Here is a 15,268-nt window from a genome sequence, read left to right as displayed (position 1 = left end):
ACGCCTGACGACCATAGCAAGTGGGTACCACCTGATCCCTTACCGAACTCAGAAGTGAAACCGCTTAGCGCCGATGATAGTGTGGGGTCTCCCCATGTGAAAGTAGGTCATCGTCAGGCACTTATAAAATAACCCTCAGCTCAATCAGCTGGGGGTTTTTTTATGCCTTATTTTTGATGCTCTTTTATTAAAATAATGGAGCTTGAAATTCTTCCATCTGTTAAGATTAAAATCGCTTTAGTTTAACTTTAGTCTAACTCGTAAAAATAAATAATAAGGGGTCCAAGATGATTCGACGCAATCCGAATGGTGATATGCCACAAATACACCCAGGTGCCTATGTAGACAACACTGCCATTATTTGCGGTAAAGTTATTATTGAAGATAACGTGTTTGTTGGACCTTATGCCGTGATTCGTGCCGATGAAACAGATGAAAATGGTGAAATGGAACCGATTATAATTAGGGCGCATTCTAATATTCAAGATGGTGTAGTTATTCACTCAAAAGATGGTGGTGCTGTTGATATTGGTGAATACACTTCAATTGCTCACCGATCAATCATTCATGGCCCTTGTAAGATAGGTACACGCGTTTTCATTGGTTTTAATAGTGTAATTTTTAACTGCGAAATTGGTGATGGTTGTGCTGTGCGCCATAACGCTGTTATTGATGGTTGTGACTTACCTGCTGGTTTTTATGTGCCTTCTACTATGCAGTTAAGCAAAGGTTCTTGTTTAGATGATGTACCGCGTGTACAGCGTTCTGAATCTGAGTTTTCAGAGCAAGTAGTAACGACTAATAATGGATTAGTAAAAGGCTATAAAGCATTGAGTAACGAATTCTAATCATCTTGTGGTAATAAAAAGGCGCTGGTTTTTAATCAGCGCTTTTTTTATGTCTAATTTTTTGAGGAGGTTTTATGTTTTTGACCCTTGCCAATATAGTACTACCTGTCTTTTTAATTATTGCAGTGGGGGCGCTTTATGCTAAACGTTTTAAACCTGATATTAGCTGGATAAATAAACTTAATATGGATGTTTTTATTCCCGCATTAATTTTTTCAGTGCTGTCGAGTAGTGATTTTCAGCTAGTTAATTATTGGCATTTAGTCATTGGGACTTCAGTAGTGGTAGTGGGTTCTGGGTTAATGCTTTGGCCACTTGTAAAGCCTTTAAAGGTAAGTGCTAAAACCTTTTTGCCGCCCATGATGTTTAACAACACTGGTAATATGGGTATTCCACTGTTATTACTGGCATTTGGTGAAACCGCTTTGCCGGCTGCGATTACTGTTTTTATTACCGTAACACTGCTGCATTTTACGTTGGGTTTATACATTTTAAATAGTAATACCAAGTTTAGTTCGTTGTTCAAAATACCTATTTTGGTGGCTTCTGTCGTCGGCTTGTTGATAAGTCATTTTAATTTACAGCTACCCAGCGCCTTAGCTATGCCGGTTGAAATGCTTGGGCAAATTTCTATTCCATTAATGCTATTTGCTTTAGGCGTTAGGTTGTTGGATGTGAATTTTAAAGACATGAAATTAGGCATAGTTGGTGCAATTGCCTGCCCTGTTTCAGGTATGCTGCTGGCTTATTTAATTGCACCTTTTTTAACTTTGCCTGATCAACAGTGGGGTATTTTGTTAGTGGTTGCTGCTTTACCACCGGCAGTTTTAAACTTTATGTTGGCTGAACAATATCAGCAAGAACCACAGCGCGTTGCTTCAATTGTTCTTGCTGGTAATTTTGCTAGCCTAGTATTTATTCCTTTGGCACTTTGGCTGGCTTTATTTTAGGCTAGCTATTCGTTCTTAGTTTTAAAAAAGCGATGTTTCTTGTACTTCAAAAGTTAGGGTGAAGTTTTTAATGATTTCTGGGCAGCCATGTAATGAACCACAACCACGCCCATCTTCGACTCTAAGTACATAAGTGCCTGCATCTAAGCTCTCATTTATACGAAAGTTACGCCCTTGCCCGCCATTCCAGTCTCTGGCAATGACGCTACCATCGGCATGAAACAGCACTGCTCCTGGGTAAACAGTATTGCTTCTTTTTAATGAAGTGTGACTTTCAATGACAACGTCCATACCCCGTTCAAGCACAAAATAAAAGCGCATCACTTCTTTGGGGTTGAGTTGTCCTTCATAGCTAGTGCCGGGCTTTAATTTAATGAAATTGTCTGGTAAAGACTTGGCTTGTAAGGGAACTGCCAAGGTAATTAAGAACAGAAAAGGTAACCAAAAATGACGTTGCAGCATAATAAATCCTTACTTTTTAAATTTAAAAACTGACATTTTTAAGCTTGTTAGCCAAAATTAACGGCCAAAAGTCATTGTAACCTTATAGCGAAGCTTGTTGCCTAGGTGTTTGCAGTTAAGGTGTTTATAATACGCCTTAGCTGAATTACTCATCCTAGAAGATAAAAGTTTAACTGAGGTAAATGCATGATTATCAAGCCCAAGTACCGTGGTTTTATTTGTACAACAACCCATCCTAAAGGTTGTTTTAATAACGTTGCAGACCAGGTTGCAGTTACCAAGCAGCAGGGCGTTAAAAAAGACGGCCCTAAAAAAGTTTTAGTCATTGGTTCTTCCAGTGGTTATGGCTTGGCAGCACGCATTACTGCTGCTTTTGGTTACCAAGCAGATACCTTAGGAGTTTTCTTTGAAAAGCCAGCGACTGAGCGCAAACCTGGTACTGCTGGGTGGTATAACTCTTGGGCGTTTGAAGAACAAGCTAAAGAAGCGGGTCTTTATGCTAAATCCATTAATGGCGATGCTTTTTCTGATGAAGTGCGTGCTAAAACCATAGAAACCATTAAAGCGGATATGGGTGAAATAGATTTAGTTATCTACTCACTCGCCTCACCTGTTCGTAAACTGCCTGACACAGGTGAAGTTAAGCGTTCAGTGCTAAAGCCAATTGGTGAAGTTTACCGCTCTAGTGCTATCGATACCAATAAAGACGTTATTATTGAAGCTGAAATTGAACCCGCTACTGAGCAAGAAATTGCAGACACTATTCAAGTGATGGGCGGTGAAGATTGGGAACTATGGATTAAGGCTTTAGATGAAGCAGGTGTTTTAGCAAAAGGCGTTAAAACAGCCGCCTTTAGTTATATCGGCACCGAAATTACCTGGCCAATTTATTGGCACGGTGCTTTGGGTAAGGCTAAAGAAGACTTAGACCGCGCTGCTACTGAGCTAAACAAAATGCTAGCCGAAAAGTATTCCGGTACAGCTAATGTTGCTGTGCTTAAATCGGTGGTGACTCAAGCCTCTGCGGCTATTCCTGTTATGCCTTTGTATATCGCTTTAGTTTACAAAATCATGAAAGACAAAAACCTTCATGAAGGCACCATTGAACAGCTTAACCGTTTATTCCGTAGCCAATTATACCGTGATGATGGCCAGCCTACAGAGCTAGACGAGGTCGGTCGCCTGCGTATGGACGATTGGGAATTACGTGACGATGTTCAAGAAGCTTGCCAAAAGCTTTGGGCAGAAGTGAGTGACGATAACCTGTTTGCAACCACCGACTACGCTAACTACAAACACGAATTTCTGAAACTATTTGGTTTTGAGCGTGAAGACGTAGACTACGAAGCAGAGATTTCGCCACTGGTTGATTTTACTGTGCTAGAAGCTGACGCTTAAAATAGCGACTAACTAGCAAGTTAAACAATAAATAAAAAGGGTAGCTTTAATGGCTACCCTTTTTTTATTATAAAAAAAGGGTGATTTTAGAGAATTAAGCTTTAGCGTTTAAGCCTACGCTGTTACTCAGCACTAGATCAAGTGCATTTAAGTGGACTTCTTTCCTAAACATTGAGCTTGTGTTATTAGTACTTGTAACAATATTCTGCTCAGAAATTCTAATTCTTTCAGCAGATCTTTCTTTTGCTTGTTCAATAATATCCCTGACGTGAATTCGGCCGACAAGGTCTTCTTTGGTGTATTTTGTGTTACTTATTGATGTTGAGCTTTTATTTCTAGCGGCAGCAACATTTAAAAAATCTGTCGCTTCAACTAGTTTATCACTAGCGTTAAGTTTGGCTTTTAAGTAATTATATTCTCTTTCAGATAAATCATGTTTAATAATGTCTATTTCATCGCCAGTGTTAGTGAAATCAAATTTTTTATTTAGTAGGCTGGGTTGCTCTTTTGCTACTTCTGCTAAAATACGTTGAGTTTCAGAGACCATGTCTGCAGCAGAGGTTTCTTGTTTTTTATGAAAATCATGCCTGTCTTGAAGATCTTTTTCTAAGTCTAGCTGTTCATCTGCAGACAGTTGATTTGTTACTACTTTAATAGTTGCCGTGTTCTGCTGTGATGATGTCGCTACCGTATTTTTGGACGTAGAGGTGTTGCCGTGTGCTTTTGATAGGCTTGCTTGCATATTATTAATATAACTCGCCTGTGATGACGAGTTTGCTGTAATGGGTGTAGGCATAAATGTTGAAGCAATCGTTTTCATATTTAACTCCTTTTAAATTTTATTTGATATTGCATATAAATATTTTTAAGTCTGACGCTGACAGTCTATATTGTAAATATGTAAATAGTAGTAAAGGATAGTAAGCTGGGGCCAGAGCCAATTTAAAAAGCCTAAATTGGGGTCTGCACCCAGCTTAAAAAAGTTTAAGCTTAATGCGCTTCATCCCAGTTTTTACCACTGGCGGCTTCAACCACAAGCGGTATATCTAAGGTAGCAGCCTTTTCCATACAGGGTGTAACGCCTGCTATCAGTTCATCGACTTGATCTTCTTTCACTTCAAAAACCAACTCATCATGCACTTGCATAATAATGCGTGCATCGAGTTTAGATGCGCTCAACCATTTATCAACTTCTAGCATGGCTAGCTTCATTATATCTGCGGCTGTACCCTGCATAGGCGCGTTAATGGCGGTGCGTTCTACGCCTTGGCGCTGGTTAAAGTTACGTGAATTAATTTCTGGCAAATAAAGCCTACGCCCGAACAGGGTTTCTACATAACCTAATTCGGCTGCGCTGCTGCGGGTTTCGTCCATATAACGACGCACACCTGGGTAGCGCTCAAAATATTTTTCGATATACAGCTTTGCCTGACCCGGATCAATGTGTAGTTGGCGTGATAAGCCATAAGCGCTCATGCCATAAATTAAGCCAAAGTTAATCGCTTTTGCGCTGCGGCGTTGGTCATTGGTGACTTCATCCAGCGGTAAGCCAAAAACTTCAGCCGCTGTAGCACGGTGAATATCTTTACCTTCAGCAAAGGCGGTTAATAGCCCTTGGTCGCCAGAAAGGTGCGCCATAATTCGCAGCTCAATTTGTGAATAGTCGGCAGCAACCAGCAAATAACCGGGTTCAGCAATAAAGGCTTGGCGAATACGGCGGCCTTCTTCGTTTCGTACGGGGATATTTTGTAAGTTAGGATCGGAGCTGGATAAGCGCCCTGTGGCAGTGACTGCTTGATGGTAACTAGTGTGGACGCGCCCCGTACGAGGTTCAATTAATTGAGGTAACTTGTCGGTGTAAGTATTGCGTAATTTAGCAAGGCCTCGATGTTCCATAATTAATTTTGGTAAGGGAAAGTCGAGTGCTAATTCTTCTAAAATTGCTTCAGCTGTTGAAGGTGCGCCTTTAGGTGTTTTTTTGATTACGGGTAAACCTTGCTCAGTAAAGAGGATTTCAGCCAATTGCTTAGGCGAATTTAAATTAAAAGCACGGCCAGCCAGTGCGTGAGCTTCTTCTTCTATTTCTAGAATGCGCCGTGCCATTTCTTGTGAATGAAGTTGCAGGTGAGGTACATCTATTTTTACACCCTGACGTTCAATTTTAGATAAAAGGCTAATTAAGGGTACTTCTAAATCATCTATTAAGGCTTGCAAGCGCCCAGTGTTTTTTACTTGCGGGCTAAGTGTTTGGTGTAGCTGCAAAGTAATATCAGCATCTTCAGCGGCATAAAAGCCGGCTGCTTCAATCTCAAGTTGATCAAAAGTTAATTGTTTAGCGCCTTTACCCGCTAATTCTTCAAAACTGACTGTCGTACGGCCAAGGTATTTAAGTGCTAGGGAATCCATGTCGTGACGCGTTGCGGTGGAATTAAGCACATAAGATTCCAGCATGGTGTCGGCTGTAATACCCTGCAAGTGAATGCCGTAGTTGGCTAGCACACTCATATCATATTTTAAATTTTGACCAATTTTGCCTAGCTGAGGGTTTTCTAAAAGCGGTTTTAACTGGGCTAAAACTGTATCTCTATCTAATTGTTCAGGCACACCTGGGTAGTTGTGCATAAGTGGCACATAGGCTGCTTCACCCGCAGTTACTGCAAAAGAAATGCCCACAATTTCAGCTTTCATATAGTTAAGGCTGGTGGTTTCTGTGTCTAAGGCAAAACTGCCTGCGGCCTGTAGCTTTTTAACCCACTTATCTAAGTCGTCTTGCTTGAAAATGATTTCATAGTTAGCAGCAACGGCTTCAGGCAATGCAGCTTCTGTCGCTTCTGGCTGTTTCGCTGCCGAAGCTTGTTCTGTTGTTGAGCTAGCAGGTTTATCCAGCAAGTCACGTAGCCAAGCTTTAAATTCTAGTTCGGTATAAAGCTTGGTTAAAGCGGCGGTATCAGGTTTATTAAGGTGAAGTTCATTCCACTCTAAAGGCAGTTCGCAATCTAGTTTAATGGTGGCTAGTTGGTAAGAGAGGTAGGCCATTTCGCGGTTTTCTTCAAGCTTTTTAGCTGTGGTTTTTGCGCCACGAAAACTAAGGTCAGCAATTTTATCGAGGTTGGCGTAAAGGTCATCCATACTGCCGATACCTTGTAATAAAGCCAAAGCCGTTTTTTCACCAATGCCGGGTACGCCGGGAATATTGTCTGATTTGTCGCCCATTAAGGCTAAAAAGTCGATTATTAATTCTGGGCCAATGCCGTATTTTTCTTTAACGCCGGCTTCATCCATAAAGGTGTTGGTCATGGTGTTGACTAAAGAAACGTTAGGGCAAACCAACTGCGCCATGTCTTTATCGCCGGTGGAAATAATCACAGCGTGGCCTTGTGCGGCGGCTTGTCTGGCTAGCGTACCAATTACATCATCGGCTTCTACGCCTTCAATGCACAGTAGCGGTAAACCCAAAGCTTTTACGCTGGCATGTAAGGGTTCAATTTGGCTGCGTAAATCATCGGGCATGGGTGGGCGTTGTGCTTTGTATTCGGCAAACAGCTCATCACGAAAGGTGCCACCTTTGGCATCAAATACCACCGCAATAGGGCTATTAGGGTAAGTTTTAATAAGGCTTCTAAGCATATTTAGAACACCTTTTATCGCACCCGTTGGCTGGCCTTTAGAGGTTATTAAAGGCGGCAAAGCATGAAAAGCACGGTACAAATAAGAAGAACCGTCAACCAGAATAAGTGGCAGTTGGGCAGAAGCTGATTGCATGGAGTTGTTCCAAATGTAGGGTTAAAAGTTTGTTTGCGTTAGAATATAAGAATTAGACGTTATAGAAAGCATACTGAACTCTGCCTGACAACGCATCCCTTGAAGGAATTCTTATGAAAAAAATACGCTTGCTTAGTTTGCCAGCAATATTATTTGCCCTGCTACTGGCAGGTTTTGCTATGGCAAATACGCCAGAGCCGGAAATCACGATTCGTCAGGAAGCTGACCGAACCATTGAAGAGTATCGAGTTAATGGTCAGCTTTATGCTATTAAAGTTATCCCCAGCGTAGGCGAGCCTTATTACCTAGTCGATTCAGAAGGTGATGGTCAGTTGGATAAACGTCAAGATCGTGGGCGTTTATCTATTCCTAGTTGGATTTTATTTAAGTGGTAAAAGTGAATCCTTTTTAAAAGTAAATTAAAACGTGAAAAAAAGTAAATTATCAAACCGTTTAAAAGCGGGTGTTATAAGTAAAGGTTGGAGGTTGTTGTCGCTCTTGCCTTTAGCTTGGTTACAAGCTTTAGCTGTACCCATAGGAAACTTGGTATGGCGCTTTGTAAAGCGTGAAAGAAACATAACCAAGGTAAACATGGCGCTTTGTTTTCCTGATATGCCCCTTGCTGAACGCGATGCTTTAGGTAAACAGTCCATTATTGAAATTACCCGCACCATGCTAGAAATGGGTCGTATGTGGATGGCACCTAAAGACAAGGTGCTGGCAGATTTTGTTTCTTTGCAGGGCATTGAAGCGGTTGAAGAAGCCAATAAAAACAAACAGCCAATTATTTTATTAGGCCCGCATATTGGTCAATGGGAACTGATTGCCCAGCTTATGTCCCATAAAACCAACTTCACCTTTATGTATTCTGAACCCAAACTTGCGGAGTTAGATGCAACCATTCGCAAAGGGCGTTGCCGCATGGGTGGCAACTTGGTTCCTGCCAATATCAAAGGCGTGGCTGGGCTTTTAAAAGCGCTAAAGCGTGGCGAAATGGTTGGTATTTTGCCAGACCAAGTACCTGACAAAGGCCAAGGTGGCGAACTCGTGCCTTTTTATGGTCAAGCTGCTTTAACCGCAACACTTCTACCTAAGCTGGTACAAAAAACTGGGGCGAAAGTATTTACCGCCCTAGCTAAACGCCTGCCCAAAGGAAAAGGTTTTGAGCTGATTCTAATACCCGCCGATGAACAGGTTTATTCAGACGATGAAGTAACCGCCGTAGCAGGCGTAAATGCCAGCGTAGAACAAATTATTGCTTATGCGCCTGAGCAATACCAATGGGCGTATAAACGCTTTAAAAATACGCCTGGGAAAGATGTTTATAAATAATGGAGTAATGAAAGGTTGGTGTATTCAGATCAACCTGTGATTAGATTAAGGCAGTTAACTGCATCATGGGGCAGAGAAAATCTGCTGCAGAGTCTAGTAGCCGCTATTTATTTAATCTAAATTTAACTAGCCAATAGCATTGGTGAGAAATTGCATCTATTTACCCATGTAGCTACAATGTGTCTACTTTGGTTTTGTGGAGGTGCTTATGTCTGTTTCAATTTCTAAGTGGGGCAATAGTGCTGCACTTAGGCTACCTAAAAATATTTTAGATGCTTTGTCGCTGCAAGTTGGCGACCAAGTAAACCTTACTTTAAAAGAGAATACGCTGGTAATAGAAGCAGCTAAACCTTCTTTAGAAGAATTGCTAGGCAAGATAACCACTGACAATAGCCATGTTGAATTAATTACTGACTCGGTAGGGAATGAGCTGTTATGAGCGTTGCACCTGATGTGGGCGATATTGTTTTACTAGACTTTAATCCACAAGCAGGGCATGAACAGGCAGGCAAACGCCCAGCATTAGTTTTAACTAATCGGTTGTTTAATCAAAAAACTGGGTTTGCATGGCTTTGCCCTATCACTAATCAGGCTAAAGGTTACCCTTTTGAAGTTGCTGTAGACGGCAGCAAAAAAACAACAGGAGTAATTTTAGTTGATCAATTAAAATCGTTAGATTGGAAGGCAAGAAACTTACGCACTGTTGATTCAGTTAATACTAGCTGTTTAAAAAATGTTAAAGAGTTGGCAGCAACCATTTTAAGTATTTAGCTGGAAATTAGAGGTAGCCTTATGACTATTCATATTACAGATACTCAATACTTGCAGCAGCAGATCGGCACGCTTGTAGGTAAAACTGCACTTGTGGATAAATCCAATAACGCCGACGCTTTTTCTAAAACCTTGCAGCAGGTACAGCAAATACAAGCTAAAGCGGCAACAGAAACTGTAAGCACTACGACTGCTGATGTGAATACTGATGCCTTGAAACAGCTTGATGAAAGCAGCACCAACGCTATTGATGAGTTTTTAGCTTGGATGCAAATGTCTGATGCTGAAAAAGTACGTGATCGTATTCTGAAAAGCATGGGGCTGACTGAAGAAGATTTAAAGAGTATGGAATACGATGAACGCGAGAAAATTGAAGCAATTATTGCCCAGAAAATAAAAGAAGAAACTGAAGTTAAAATTAAGAAGCAGTTGGCGGGTGATACCGTAAAGCAGGGTTATAAATAAATTAAAGACCCCACCTTTATATGGATAGGGCTGGGTGCTAATTAATTGGGAGCTGTCCATTAATGGCTCTTCGCATTTAAGGGTGTAGCTGTTTTTTAAACCCACCCGATTCTAACAAGCACCTTGCTATGTAGTTAGTTAAATTTCTAAATCCCAGTGCTATGCCTCGTAAGTTCTCCAGCCTGCCGTTAATCGCTTCGGTTGGCCCATTACTAGTGCCTGAGCGATCAAAGTAGGCAAGGATACTCTGGGCGTGTTTTTTCAACGTTGTTCCTAAGCGTTTAACTTCAATCAGCTCTACCGGTAAGTCGGGTTCTGTAATTAATTTTATGAGTGCTTGCATAAGCTTTTTGCCTCGTCTGCGGTCTGGTTCGTTGTAGGCTGTCACTACCCGCTGATACATGCTCCAACTGCAATCCACTTCAAGGTAGCGCTCATCTGAAAACAACCAATTAAGCTGCACTTTATTTGCTTCAGACAGGTAGCTAATGCGAGTAAGCATCGTTCTTCGGTGCTTATAGAGGGGGTCATTTTTATGCCCTATACGGCCTAGTGTTTCTTGTTGAATGCGCCTGTGGCAGTCATCTAGCATATTGCTTGCCCAGCGTACGACATGGAAAGGATCCAGTACGGTTTGGGCCTTAGGAATCACTTCTTGTGCCGCTGATTTAAACCCTGAGAAGTCATCCATGGCAATACTTTCTATTTGATCGCGCCATGGCTTAGGGCGACTCTCTAACCATTGCTTAAAAGCTTGTTTAGAACGACCTTCCAGCACATCCAGTAAACGGGCTGGTCCAGTTTTGTTGCGCACGGGATCATTAAATAATAGGCGCTGGCCTTCTTGGATAATGGCGTTATTAGCGGTATGCCAAGCTACACCCAGATGAGCAGCAACACGTGACACCGATAGATGATCAATCACGATAGCAGCCAATGCCCAACGTATCGCACCATAAGAGAGTTTTGAGCGTGATGGCGCAGCGCTGCTGGTATCTTCATGCCAAAAACAGCCGCAAGCACAACTAAAACGGCGAATACGCAGCAGTAACGTGGTGGGTCGCTGACCATAAAGCACGTGGGAAAGACGCCTATCAACCGTACCACGAGAAATACCCGAAGCTGCGCACTGTGGGCAAGGCTTTGGCGATTGAGTAAAGCGGCACTCGATAACAGCGTGTTTTTCATTAGTATGCTGGCCAGTGGCAACAAGACCGAGTTTATTTAATTGGCAAAAGGTGGAAAGGTCAGGGGTAGAAAAGGTATGATTATTCACGTTGGGGGGCTTAGATTTGTTTGTGTTGGAACTTACATTCTCTTAGAACCCCGACTCCTTTTCTAGTGAGTCAGATCTTTTCTACACCCTTAAATGCGAAGAGCCCTTAATACGGTACTTTTCGATACTTCGATTGTTAAAAACAAACCAGTTAGCAATTGGCAGTATTATACTTTTCGCTAATTGAACAGGAACAGCATTGCCAATCTGCTTGTATTGCTTGTTTAATTGATTATTCAATGAACTTTTTAACTCGTCACCTTTTGAAAACTCAAACCAATCTGGAAATGTTTGAATTCTTGCAATTTCTTTCACTGACAATCTGCGATGCTCTGTATTGCTTGGTAATATCCATTCATCCTTGTTGATTTTTTGCATACTTGCACCAGATGGATGCAATGGAGCTTGGCGCCCAGATGCTTGAATGGTAAAACTTTGTTCATCCCAACGCTTCTTTCGATTCCGAGATAGGTATATTGGCGAGTAACTACCAGTAAAATATTGACCGGGATTGCTTTCTAAGCTCTTAATTGAGTCTTCTAAAGTCACAAATCGGTGTAGTCCGTCAACTTCACCATGAGTTGGGTCAGGGAAGTTATAATCAAACTCTATATCCTGTCGAACGCCTACAAGAAACACTCTTTCACGTAATTGTGGAACTCCATAGTCCCTAGCGTTGATGAGTTTCATATTAACGTTGTACCCAGCAGATTCAAAATCTTCTTTAATCTGCTTCGCCACCGCGCCTTTGCCCAGAGTTAGCATACCTTTTACGTTTTCAGCAACGAAAAACAAAGGGCGCGACTGCATTAAACAACGAATAAAGTGTATATATAAAAAGTTTCTTTTATCATCAATTAATCGAGGACCTCCTTCGCTAAACCCTGGGCAAGGGAACCCTCCCAATACCATATCAGCCATAGGGAATCTATTTATTTTCTTTATGTCATCTTTAATTTGCAGAATATGATCAGGGAAGTTGGCTCGGTAACTCTGGTTCGCCTCAGTGAAATTATCTAGTGACGCTACCGTGTTAAAAATGCTTTTCTCTCTGATGCTCTCAAAATCTGTTCGACTTTTTAAAGATGAATTTACGAGATCCTTTCCCAGCACAGCTTCTAATCCCGCAAGCTCAACACCTAAATCAAGCCCGCCACAACCAGAAAAAAGGCTGACCAAATTTAATTTATCACTTTTGTGATATACTGACTCGTAACTAACTGATGTATTAAGGTTTGCAGCTTGTTCTTGCTCAGATTGGATTTTTTCAAGAAGTAGTTTAGTAATATCTTCTATATTCACATCTCTCTGTGGTCTAAACCTAGCTCTGCCTCTTTCTTCGATTTTCATATGATGCCTCAATTCGTTATGATTCTAATTTATCAGTATTAAAACTAAAAGGCCAGTTTTTAAGAGTAATTTTTAAGGAAAGCGTATGAGAACACTTAACCCGAGGGAAATTGGTGACCAGCATGTAAAAGACGTGACAGCGGAAGTCAAGCACTATCTATCTACTGGCACCTACTTAAATAATTGTTCAGTTGTCACTGCCACCGCGAAATTCATTTTGGAGCACCAAAAAGAGACGACTCAAGTTATCGGAAAGTTTGAAGCAGAGAATACAAATACGCATCCTGACCTTTTACTATTCACAGTAGATGGGTCTGTTACCCCTGTTAATTTATATAAGATAAAAAATAGCCAGACTATACAGCCTAAAAACCTAGGGGCTAAGAGCTTTATTAAGAAATACTTTAAAGCGCCTGAGCTTCAGTACGATTTTAATGGCTTTTTTGACCTTGTGTACAACGATTATTTAAGAGATATGGTTGGAACAATAAGAGATGCTTCAGATGAAGTAGACACCCTGCAAAATTACCGAAAAGTACTTAGAGAAAGTGGTGTTAAGTTTAATGATGATTCAAAAGAAATAAAGTCCCGCTTACTATATGAGCTGAGAGAGAAATGCTTTTCATTGTTCCTCAAGCAATATAACGAAAAAAGTAAAGGTATGGAAAATGCATTCAATGAACTTTTTATGACTAACTCATTTAATGTAATAAGTCGTTATAGGGATAATAAGTTTATAAGTGTTGAGGAGTTTAAAGTTGTTGTTCCTGAAATAGATGAAGTTAGTATATTGAAGATCGGCGCAAATACAGTCGGGTTCTCAATTGATAACATCATACTGATGATGCGTTTTAAATTTGAAAGTGGCCCAGCTTCTTCTATAAAGTTAGCAACTAGCTTTACAGAGAAAAAACCAATTGATGCAGTTGCTGATGAAAACAAAAGCTCGTTATTGTTTTTTAAGAATGCAATATCAAAAAGATTAAAAAAATCGTTAAATGTTAAGGATCAAAATGCAATCGGTAAATGTTCAGAGTCAATTTTTTATTCACAATTACTTGAGATGATGGGTGATGTAAAACAAATTGATAGTCAGAACTTTATTGTTATGTTTAATAATTATTCAGATAAAGTTCCAAATAAAGATATAAAAGATATAGTGAAATCGACAGTGGATACGGCGAAATCTCTAATTAAATTTCTTGATAAAAAATATGATGGATACTCAATTGAATCAATAGAGCTAGTACCCGACAATTATCTAAAGAATAGATTAGATACCGCAGATCTTGAGCTCGTCTTAAAATCAAATGGTAAGTACGCTACAGAGCCAGTCTCACTGAAAGCTACTCGAGAAAATACTGGATCCATTACTTGCAAAAACCCTGGTGTTGGTCAGATCATGGGGTCAACATATTTCGACCTCGACCAAACGAGTTTATCGGTTCTTGTTGATCAGTTGAAATCTAGCTTTATCAATAATGATGACAATCGAAGATATGTTATGGAGCAAGTCTCTAGTAACATAGGGCTGCAACTGGTTAATGCTGATCAGAAAAATTTAATTAAGGGAATACAAGCCGTACTGGGAAGAGCTGTCGTGGTTATTATTTTTTACAAACAAAATAAACACGTGATTCTAGAGCATGACGAAAATGCAATTAAAAATCTACTCGTACAAATAAACACACCAAGTAATATTCAAAATACTTTAGTTTGGCTCGATGGAAAAGAACAAGTTAGTTTAAGAGTTAAATTCTCTGGTGGAAAAAAAAGAGGGTGGTCTTCATTGAAATTAGCATGTTCACATAACTTTTCTTTAATTCAAGGTTAGTAGATTAGAAAATCTATGACTTATCGCTGTCAGTCTGTACAGTGTACTGGTCTAGCCAAATGCGTGTAGCTCGACCATTACCTTCACGAAAGGAGTGGGCGACATTCATTTCAACGTATTTTTCAATAAACTCGATTAAATTAATAAAATCTTTAAATATAACTTAACAGGTTACTTCATTCTGCTTAAAGTCAGGTTTCACTAAACGTACATTTTTAGCTTCTTGTTTGTAAGCACTGTGGCGCACGTCCCAAATTTCAACCGCGTGTTGAATATTTAACCAAAACTCAGGTGTGTTACCTAATGCTGCAGCTAACTTAATAGCCATAGGTGCAGTAAGTGTGCCTTTATCATTCACAATGCGGCTTAAGGTGTTGCGATGCACCCCCATAGCATTTGCCAACTCAGCAATTTCAATAGCCATAGGCTCTAAGAACTCTATAGCCAACATTTATCCAACAGTAACTGGGCGACGTTTTGTGTTTCTCATTAGCTGTACCTCCACTAATTTTTGTAGGTATGAGGGTCTAAATAGGTATCTTCTGCAATGCTATTTTTCCAACAGAAAATTAAACGATACTGCTTGTTAACACGAATTGAACACCACCCATGTAAATTACCAACAAGGTACTCAAAGCGATTTCCTGGTGGGATTCTGAGATCATACTCCTCAGTAGCAGCATCTAAAATCTGAAGTTTTCTAAACAGTGCACTTTCAATTGTTTTGGGTATTTTTTTATGGCTTTTATTTTCTTCATAAAAAGCTTCCAGCCATTTATTTTAATATAACAAAGGCGGGAGTTGTGCTTTTAGTTACTCT

16 protein-coding genes, 1 rRNA gene and 1 pseudogene are annotated in these 15,268 nt (G+C 40.4%); 10 read left to right on the top strand and 8 right to left on the bottom strand.

Translation table 11 applies throughout. The features are described 5' to 3' along the window. Positions 1–3 precede the first annotated feature (3 nt). From rrf to VJY63_RS09000, 3 genes are all read left to right on the top strand, one after another. Positions 4–119 (top strand): 5S ribosomal RNA (gene rrf, locus VJY63_RS09010). A gap of 168 nt (positions 120–287) precedes the next feature. After that, positions 288–848: a carbonate dehydratase gene (locus VJY63_RS09005; protein WP_324050103.1), complete on the top strand. Its 561-nt coding sequence runs from the start codon at positions 288–290 to the stop codon at positions 846–848. A gap of 74 nt (positions 849–922) precedes the next feature. Then, entirely contained in the window at positions 923–1,798 is an 876-nt protein-coding gene (locus VJY63_RS09000; RefSeq protein WP_324050101.1) for an AEC family transporter, read from the top strand. 21 nt (positions 1,799–1,819) lie between these two features. Here VJY63_RS09000 and VJY63_RS08995 read toward each other — a convergent pair whose 3' ends face one another. Then, entirely contained in the window at positions 1,820–2,260 is a 441-nt protein-coding gene (locus VJY63_RS08995) for a hypothetical protein (RefSeq protein WP_324050099.1), read from the bottom strand. Positions 2,261–2,446: 186 nt separating this feature from the next. On the opposite strand from VJY63_RS08995, the gene fabV reads away from it, so the two are divergent. Then, a complete protein-coding gene (gene fabV, locus VJY63_RS08990; protein WP_324050097.1) occupies positions 2,447–3,658 on the top strand; it encodes an enoyl-ACP reductase FabV in 1,212 nt (403 codons plus the stop codon). 94 nt (positions 3,659–3,752) lie between these two features. On the opposite strand, the gene VJY63_RS08985 is transcribed toward fabV, so the two are convergent. Continuing rightward, entirely contained in the window at positions 3,753–4,478 is a 726-nt protein-coding gene (locus VJY63_RS08985; RefSeq protein ID WP_324050095.1) for a hypothetical protein, read from the bottom strand. Positions 4,479–4,648: 170 nt separating this feature from the next. Further along, a complete protein-coding gene (polA, locus tag VJY63_RS08980; protein WP_324050093.1) occupies positions 4,649–7,420 on the bottom strand; it encodes a DNA polymerase I in 2,772 nt (923 codons plus the stop codon). 113 nt (positions 7,421–7,533) lie between these two features. Between polA and VJY63_RS08975 the strand changes: the two genes are divergently transcribed. The 5 genes from VJY63_RS08975 (at position 7,534) to VJY63_RS08955 (ending at position 9,988) form a co-directional block, all read left to right on the top strand. Beyond that, positions 7,534–7,815: a DUF2782 domain-containing protein gene (locus VJY63_RS08975; RefSeq protein WP_324050091.1), complete on the top strand. Its 282-nt coding sequence runs from the start codon at positions 7,534–7,536 to the stop codon at positions 7,813–7,815. Between the two features lie 31 nt (positions 7,816–7,846). Next, positions 7,847–8,752, top strand: a complete 906-nt coding sequence (locus VJY63_RS08970; RefSeq protein ID WP_324050089.1) for a lysophospholipid acyltransferase family protein — start codon at positions 7,847–7,849, stop codon at positions 8,750–8,752. Between the two features lie 208 nt (positions 8,753–8,960). Continuing rightward, the gene (locus VJY63_RS08965; RefSeq protein ID WP_324050087.1) at positions 8,961–9,191 is read left to right on the top strand and encodes an AbrB/MazE/SpoVT family DNA-binding domain-containing protein; all 231 of its coding nucleotides are present in this window, start codon (positions 8,961–8,963) and stop codon (positions 9,189–9,191) included. After that, positions 9,188–9,523 carry a type II toxin-antitoxin system PemK/MazF family toxin gene (locus VJY63_RS08960; RefSeq protein WP_324050085.1) on the top strand — a complete coding sequence of 112 codons (336 nt, stop codon included), beginning with the start codon at positions 9,188–9,190 and terminating at the stop codon, positions 9,521–9,523. The genes VJY63_RS08965 and VJY63_RS08960 overlap by 4 nt, the downstream gene beginning before the upstream one ends. Positions 9,524–9,544: 21 nt before the next feature. Beyond that, entirely contained in the window at positions 9,545–9,988 is a 444-nt protein-coding gene (locus tag VJY63_RS08955; protein WP_324050083.1) for a hypothetical protein, read from the top strand. Positions 9,989–10,064: 76 nt separating this feature from the next. Here VJY63_RS08955 and VJY63_RS08950 read toward each other — a convergent pair whose 3' ends face one another. Together VJY63_RS08950 and VJY63_RS08945 are read right to left on the bottom strand one after the other, a co-directional pair. Next, positions 10,065–11,264 carry an ISL3 family transposase gene (locus VJY63_RS08950; RefSeq protein WP_324050081.1) on the bottom strand — a complete coding sequence of 400 codons (1,200 nt, stop codon included), beginning with the start codon at positions 11,262–11,264 and terminating at the stop codon, positions 10,065–10,067. An 81-nt stretch (positions 11,265–11,345) separates the two neighbouring features. After that, the gene (locus VJY63_RS08945) at positions 11,346–12,614 is read right to left on the bottom strand and encodes a DNA (cytosine-5-)-methyltransferase (RefSeq protein ID WP_324050079.1); all 1,269 of its coding nucleotides are present in this window, start codon (positions 12,612–12,614) and stop codon (positions 11,346–11,348) included. 85 nt (positions 12,615–12,699) lie between these two features. Here VJY63_RS08945 and VJY63_RS08940 point away from each other — a divergent pair, with 85 nt between their 5' ends. After that, a complete protein-coding gene (locus tag VJY63_RS08940) occupies positions 12,700–14,448 on the top strand; it encodes a hypothetical protein (protein ID WP_324050077.1) in 1,749 nt (582 codons plus the stop codon). 49 nt (positions 14,449–14,497) lie between these two features. On the opposite strand, the pseudogene VJY63_RS08935 reads toward VJY63_RS08940, so the two are convergent. The 3 genes and pseudogenes from VJY63_RS08935 to VJY63_RS08925 form a co-directional block, all read right to left on the bottom strand. Then, positions 14,498–14,581 (bottom strand): annotated as a pseudogene (locus VJY63_RS08935) (cell filamentation protein Fic); the annotation flags it as partial. 30 nt (positions 14,582–14,611) lie between these two features. After that, positions 14,612–14,899: a HigA family addiction module antitoxin gene (locus tag VJY63_RS08930; protein ID WP_324050075.1), complete on the bottom strand. Its 288-nt coding sequence runs from the start codon at positions 14,897–14,899 to the stop codon at positions 14,612–14,614. A gap of 53 nt (positions 14,900–14,952) precedes the next feature. Further along, positions 14,953–15,219, bottom strand: a complete 267-nt coding sequence (locus tag VJY63_RS08925) for a type II toxin-antitoxin system RelE/ParE family toxin (protein ID WP_324050105.1) — start codon at positions 15,217–15,219, stop codon at positions 14,953–14,955. Between the last annotated feature and the right edge of the window lie 49 nt (positions 15,220–15,268).

The sequence above is a fragment of the Marinospirillum sp. genome, from assembly GCF_035271045.1.
Classification (GTDB): domain Bacteria; phylum Pseudomonadota; class Gammaproteobacteria; order Pseudomonadales; family Halomonadaceae; genus Marinospirillum.
This window is presented reverse-complemented; position numbering and strand designations above follow the sequence as displayed.

What these genes read in the sequence shown, in the direction of transcription:
- VJY63_RS09005 (WP_324050103.1), top strand. Translation starts at nt 288, where the DNA reads ATGATTCGACGCAATCCGAATGGTGATATGCCACAAATACACCCAGGT.
- VJY63_RS09000 (WP_324050101.1), top strand. Translation starts at nt 923, where the DNA reads ATGTTTTTGACCCTTGCCAATATAGTACTACCTGTCTTTTTAATTATT.
- VJY63_RS08995 (WP_324050099.1), bottom strand. Translation starts at nt 2,260, where the DNA reads ATGCTGCAACGTCATTTTTGGTTACCTTTTCTGTTCTTAATTACCTTG.
- fabV (WP_324050097.1), top strand. Translation starts at nt 2,447, where the DNA reads ATGATTATCAAGCCCAAGTACCGTGGTTTTATTTGTACAACAACCCAT.
- VJY63_RS08985 (WP_324050095.1), bottom strand. Translation starts at nt 4,478, where the DNA reads ATGAAAACGATTGCTTCAACATTTATGCCTACACCCATTACAGCAAAC.
- polA (WP_324050093.1), bottom strand. Translation starts at nt 7,420, where the DNA reads ATGCAATCAGCTTCTGCCCAACTGCCACTTATTCTGGTTGACGGTTCT.
- VJY63_RS08975 (WP_324050091.1), top strand. Translation starts at nt 7,534, where the DNA reads ATGAAAAAAATACGCTTGCTTAGTTTGCCAGCAATATTATTTGCCCTG.
- VJY63_RS08965 (WP_324050087.1), top strand. Translation starts at nt 8,961, where the DNA reads ATGTCTGTTTCAATTTCTAAGTGGGGCAATAGTGCTGCACTTAGGCTA.
- VJY63_RS08960 (WP_324050085.1), top strand. Translation starts at nt 9,188, where the DNA reads ATGAGCGTTGCACCTGATGTGGGCGATATTGTTTTACTAGACTTTAAT.
- VJY63_RS08955 (WP_324050083.1), top strand. Translation starts at nt 9,545, where the DNA reads ATGACTATTCATATTACAGATACTCAATACTTGCAGCAGCAGATCGGC.
- VJY63_RS08945 (WP_324050079.1), bottom strand. Translation starts at nt 12,614, where the DNA reads ATGAAAATCGAAGAAAGAGGCAGAGCTAGGTTTAGACCACAGAGAGAT.
- VJY63_RS08940 (WP_324050077.1), top strand. Translation starts at nt 12,700, where the DNA reads ATGAGAACACTTAACCCGAGGGAAATTGGTGACCAGCATGTAAAAGAC.
- VJY63_RS08930 (WP_324050075.1), bottom strand. Translation starts at nt 14,899, where the DNA reads ATGTTGGCTATAGAGTTCTTAGAGCCTATGGCTATTGAAATTGCTGAG.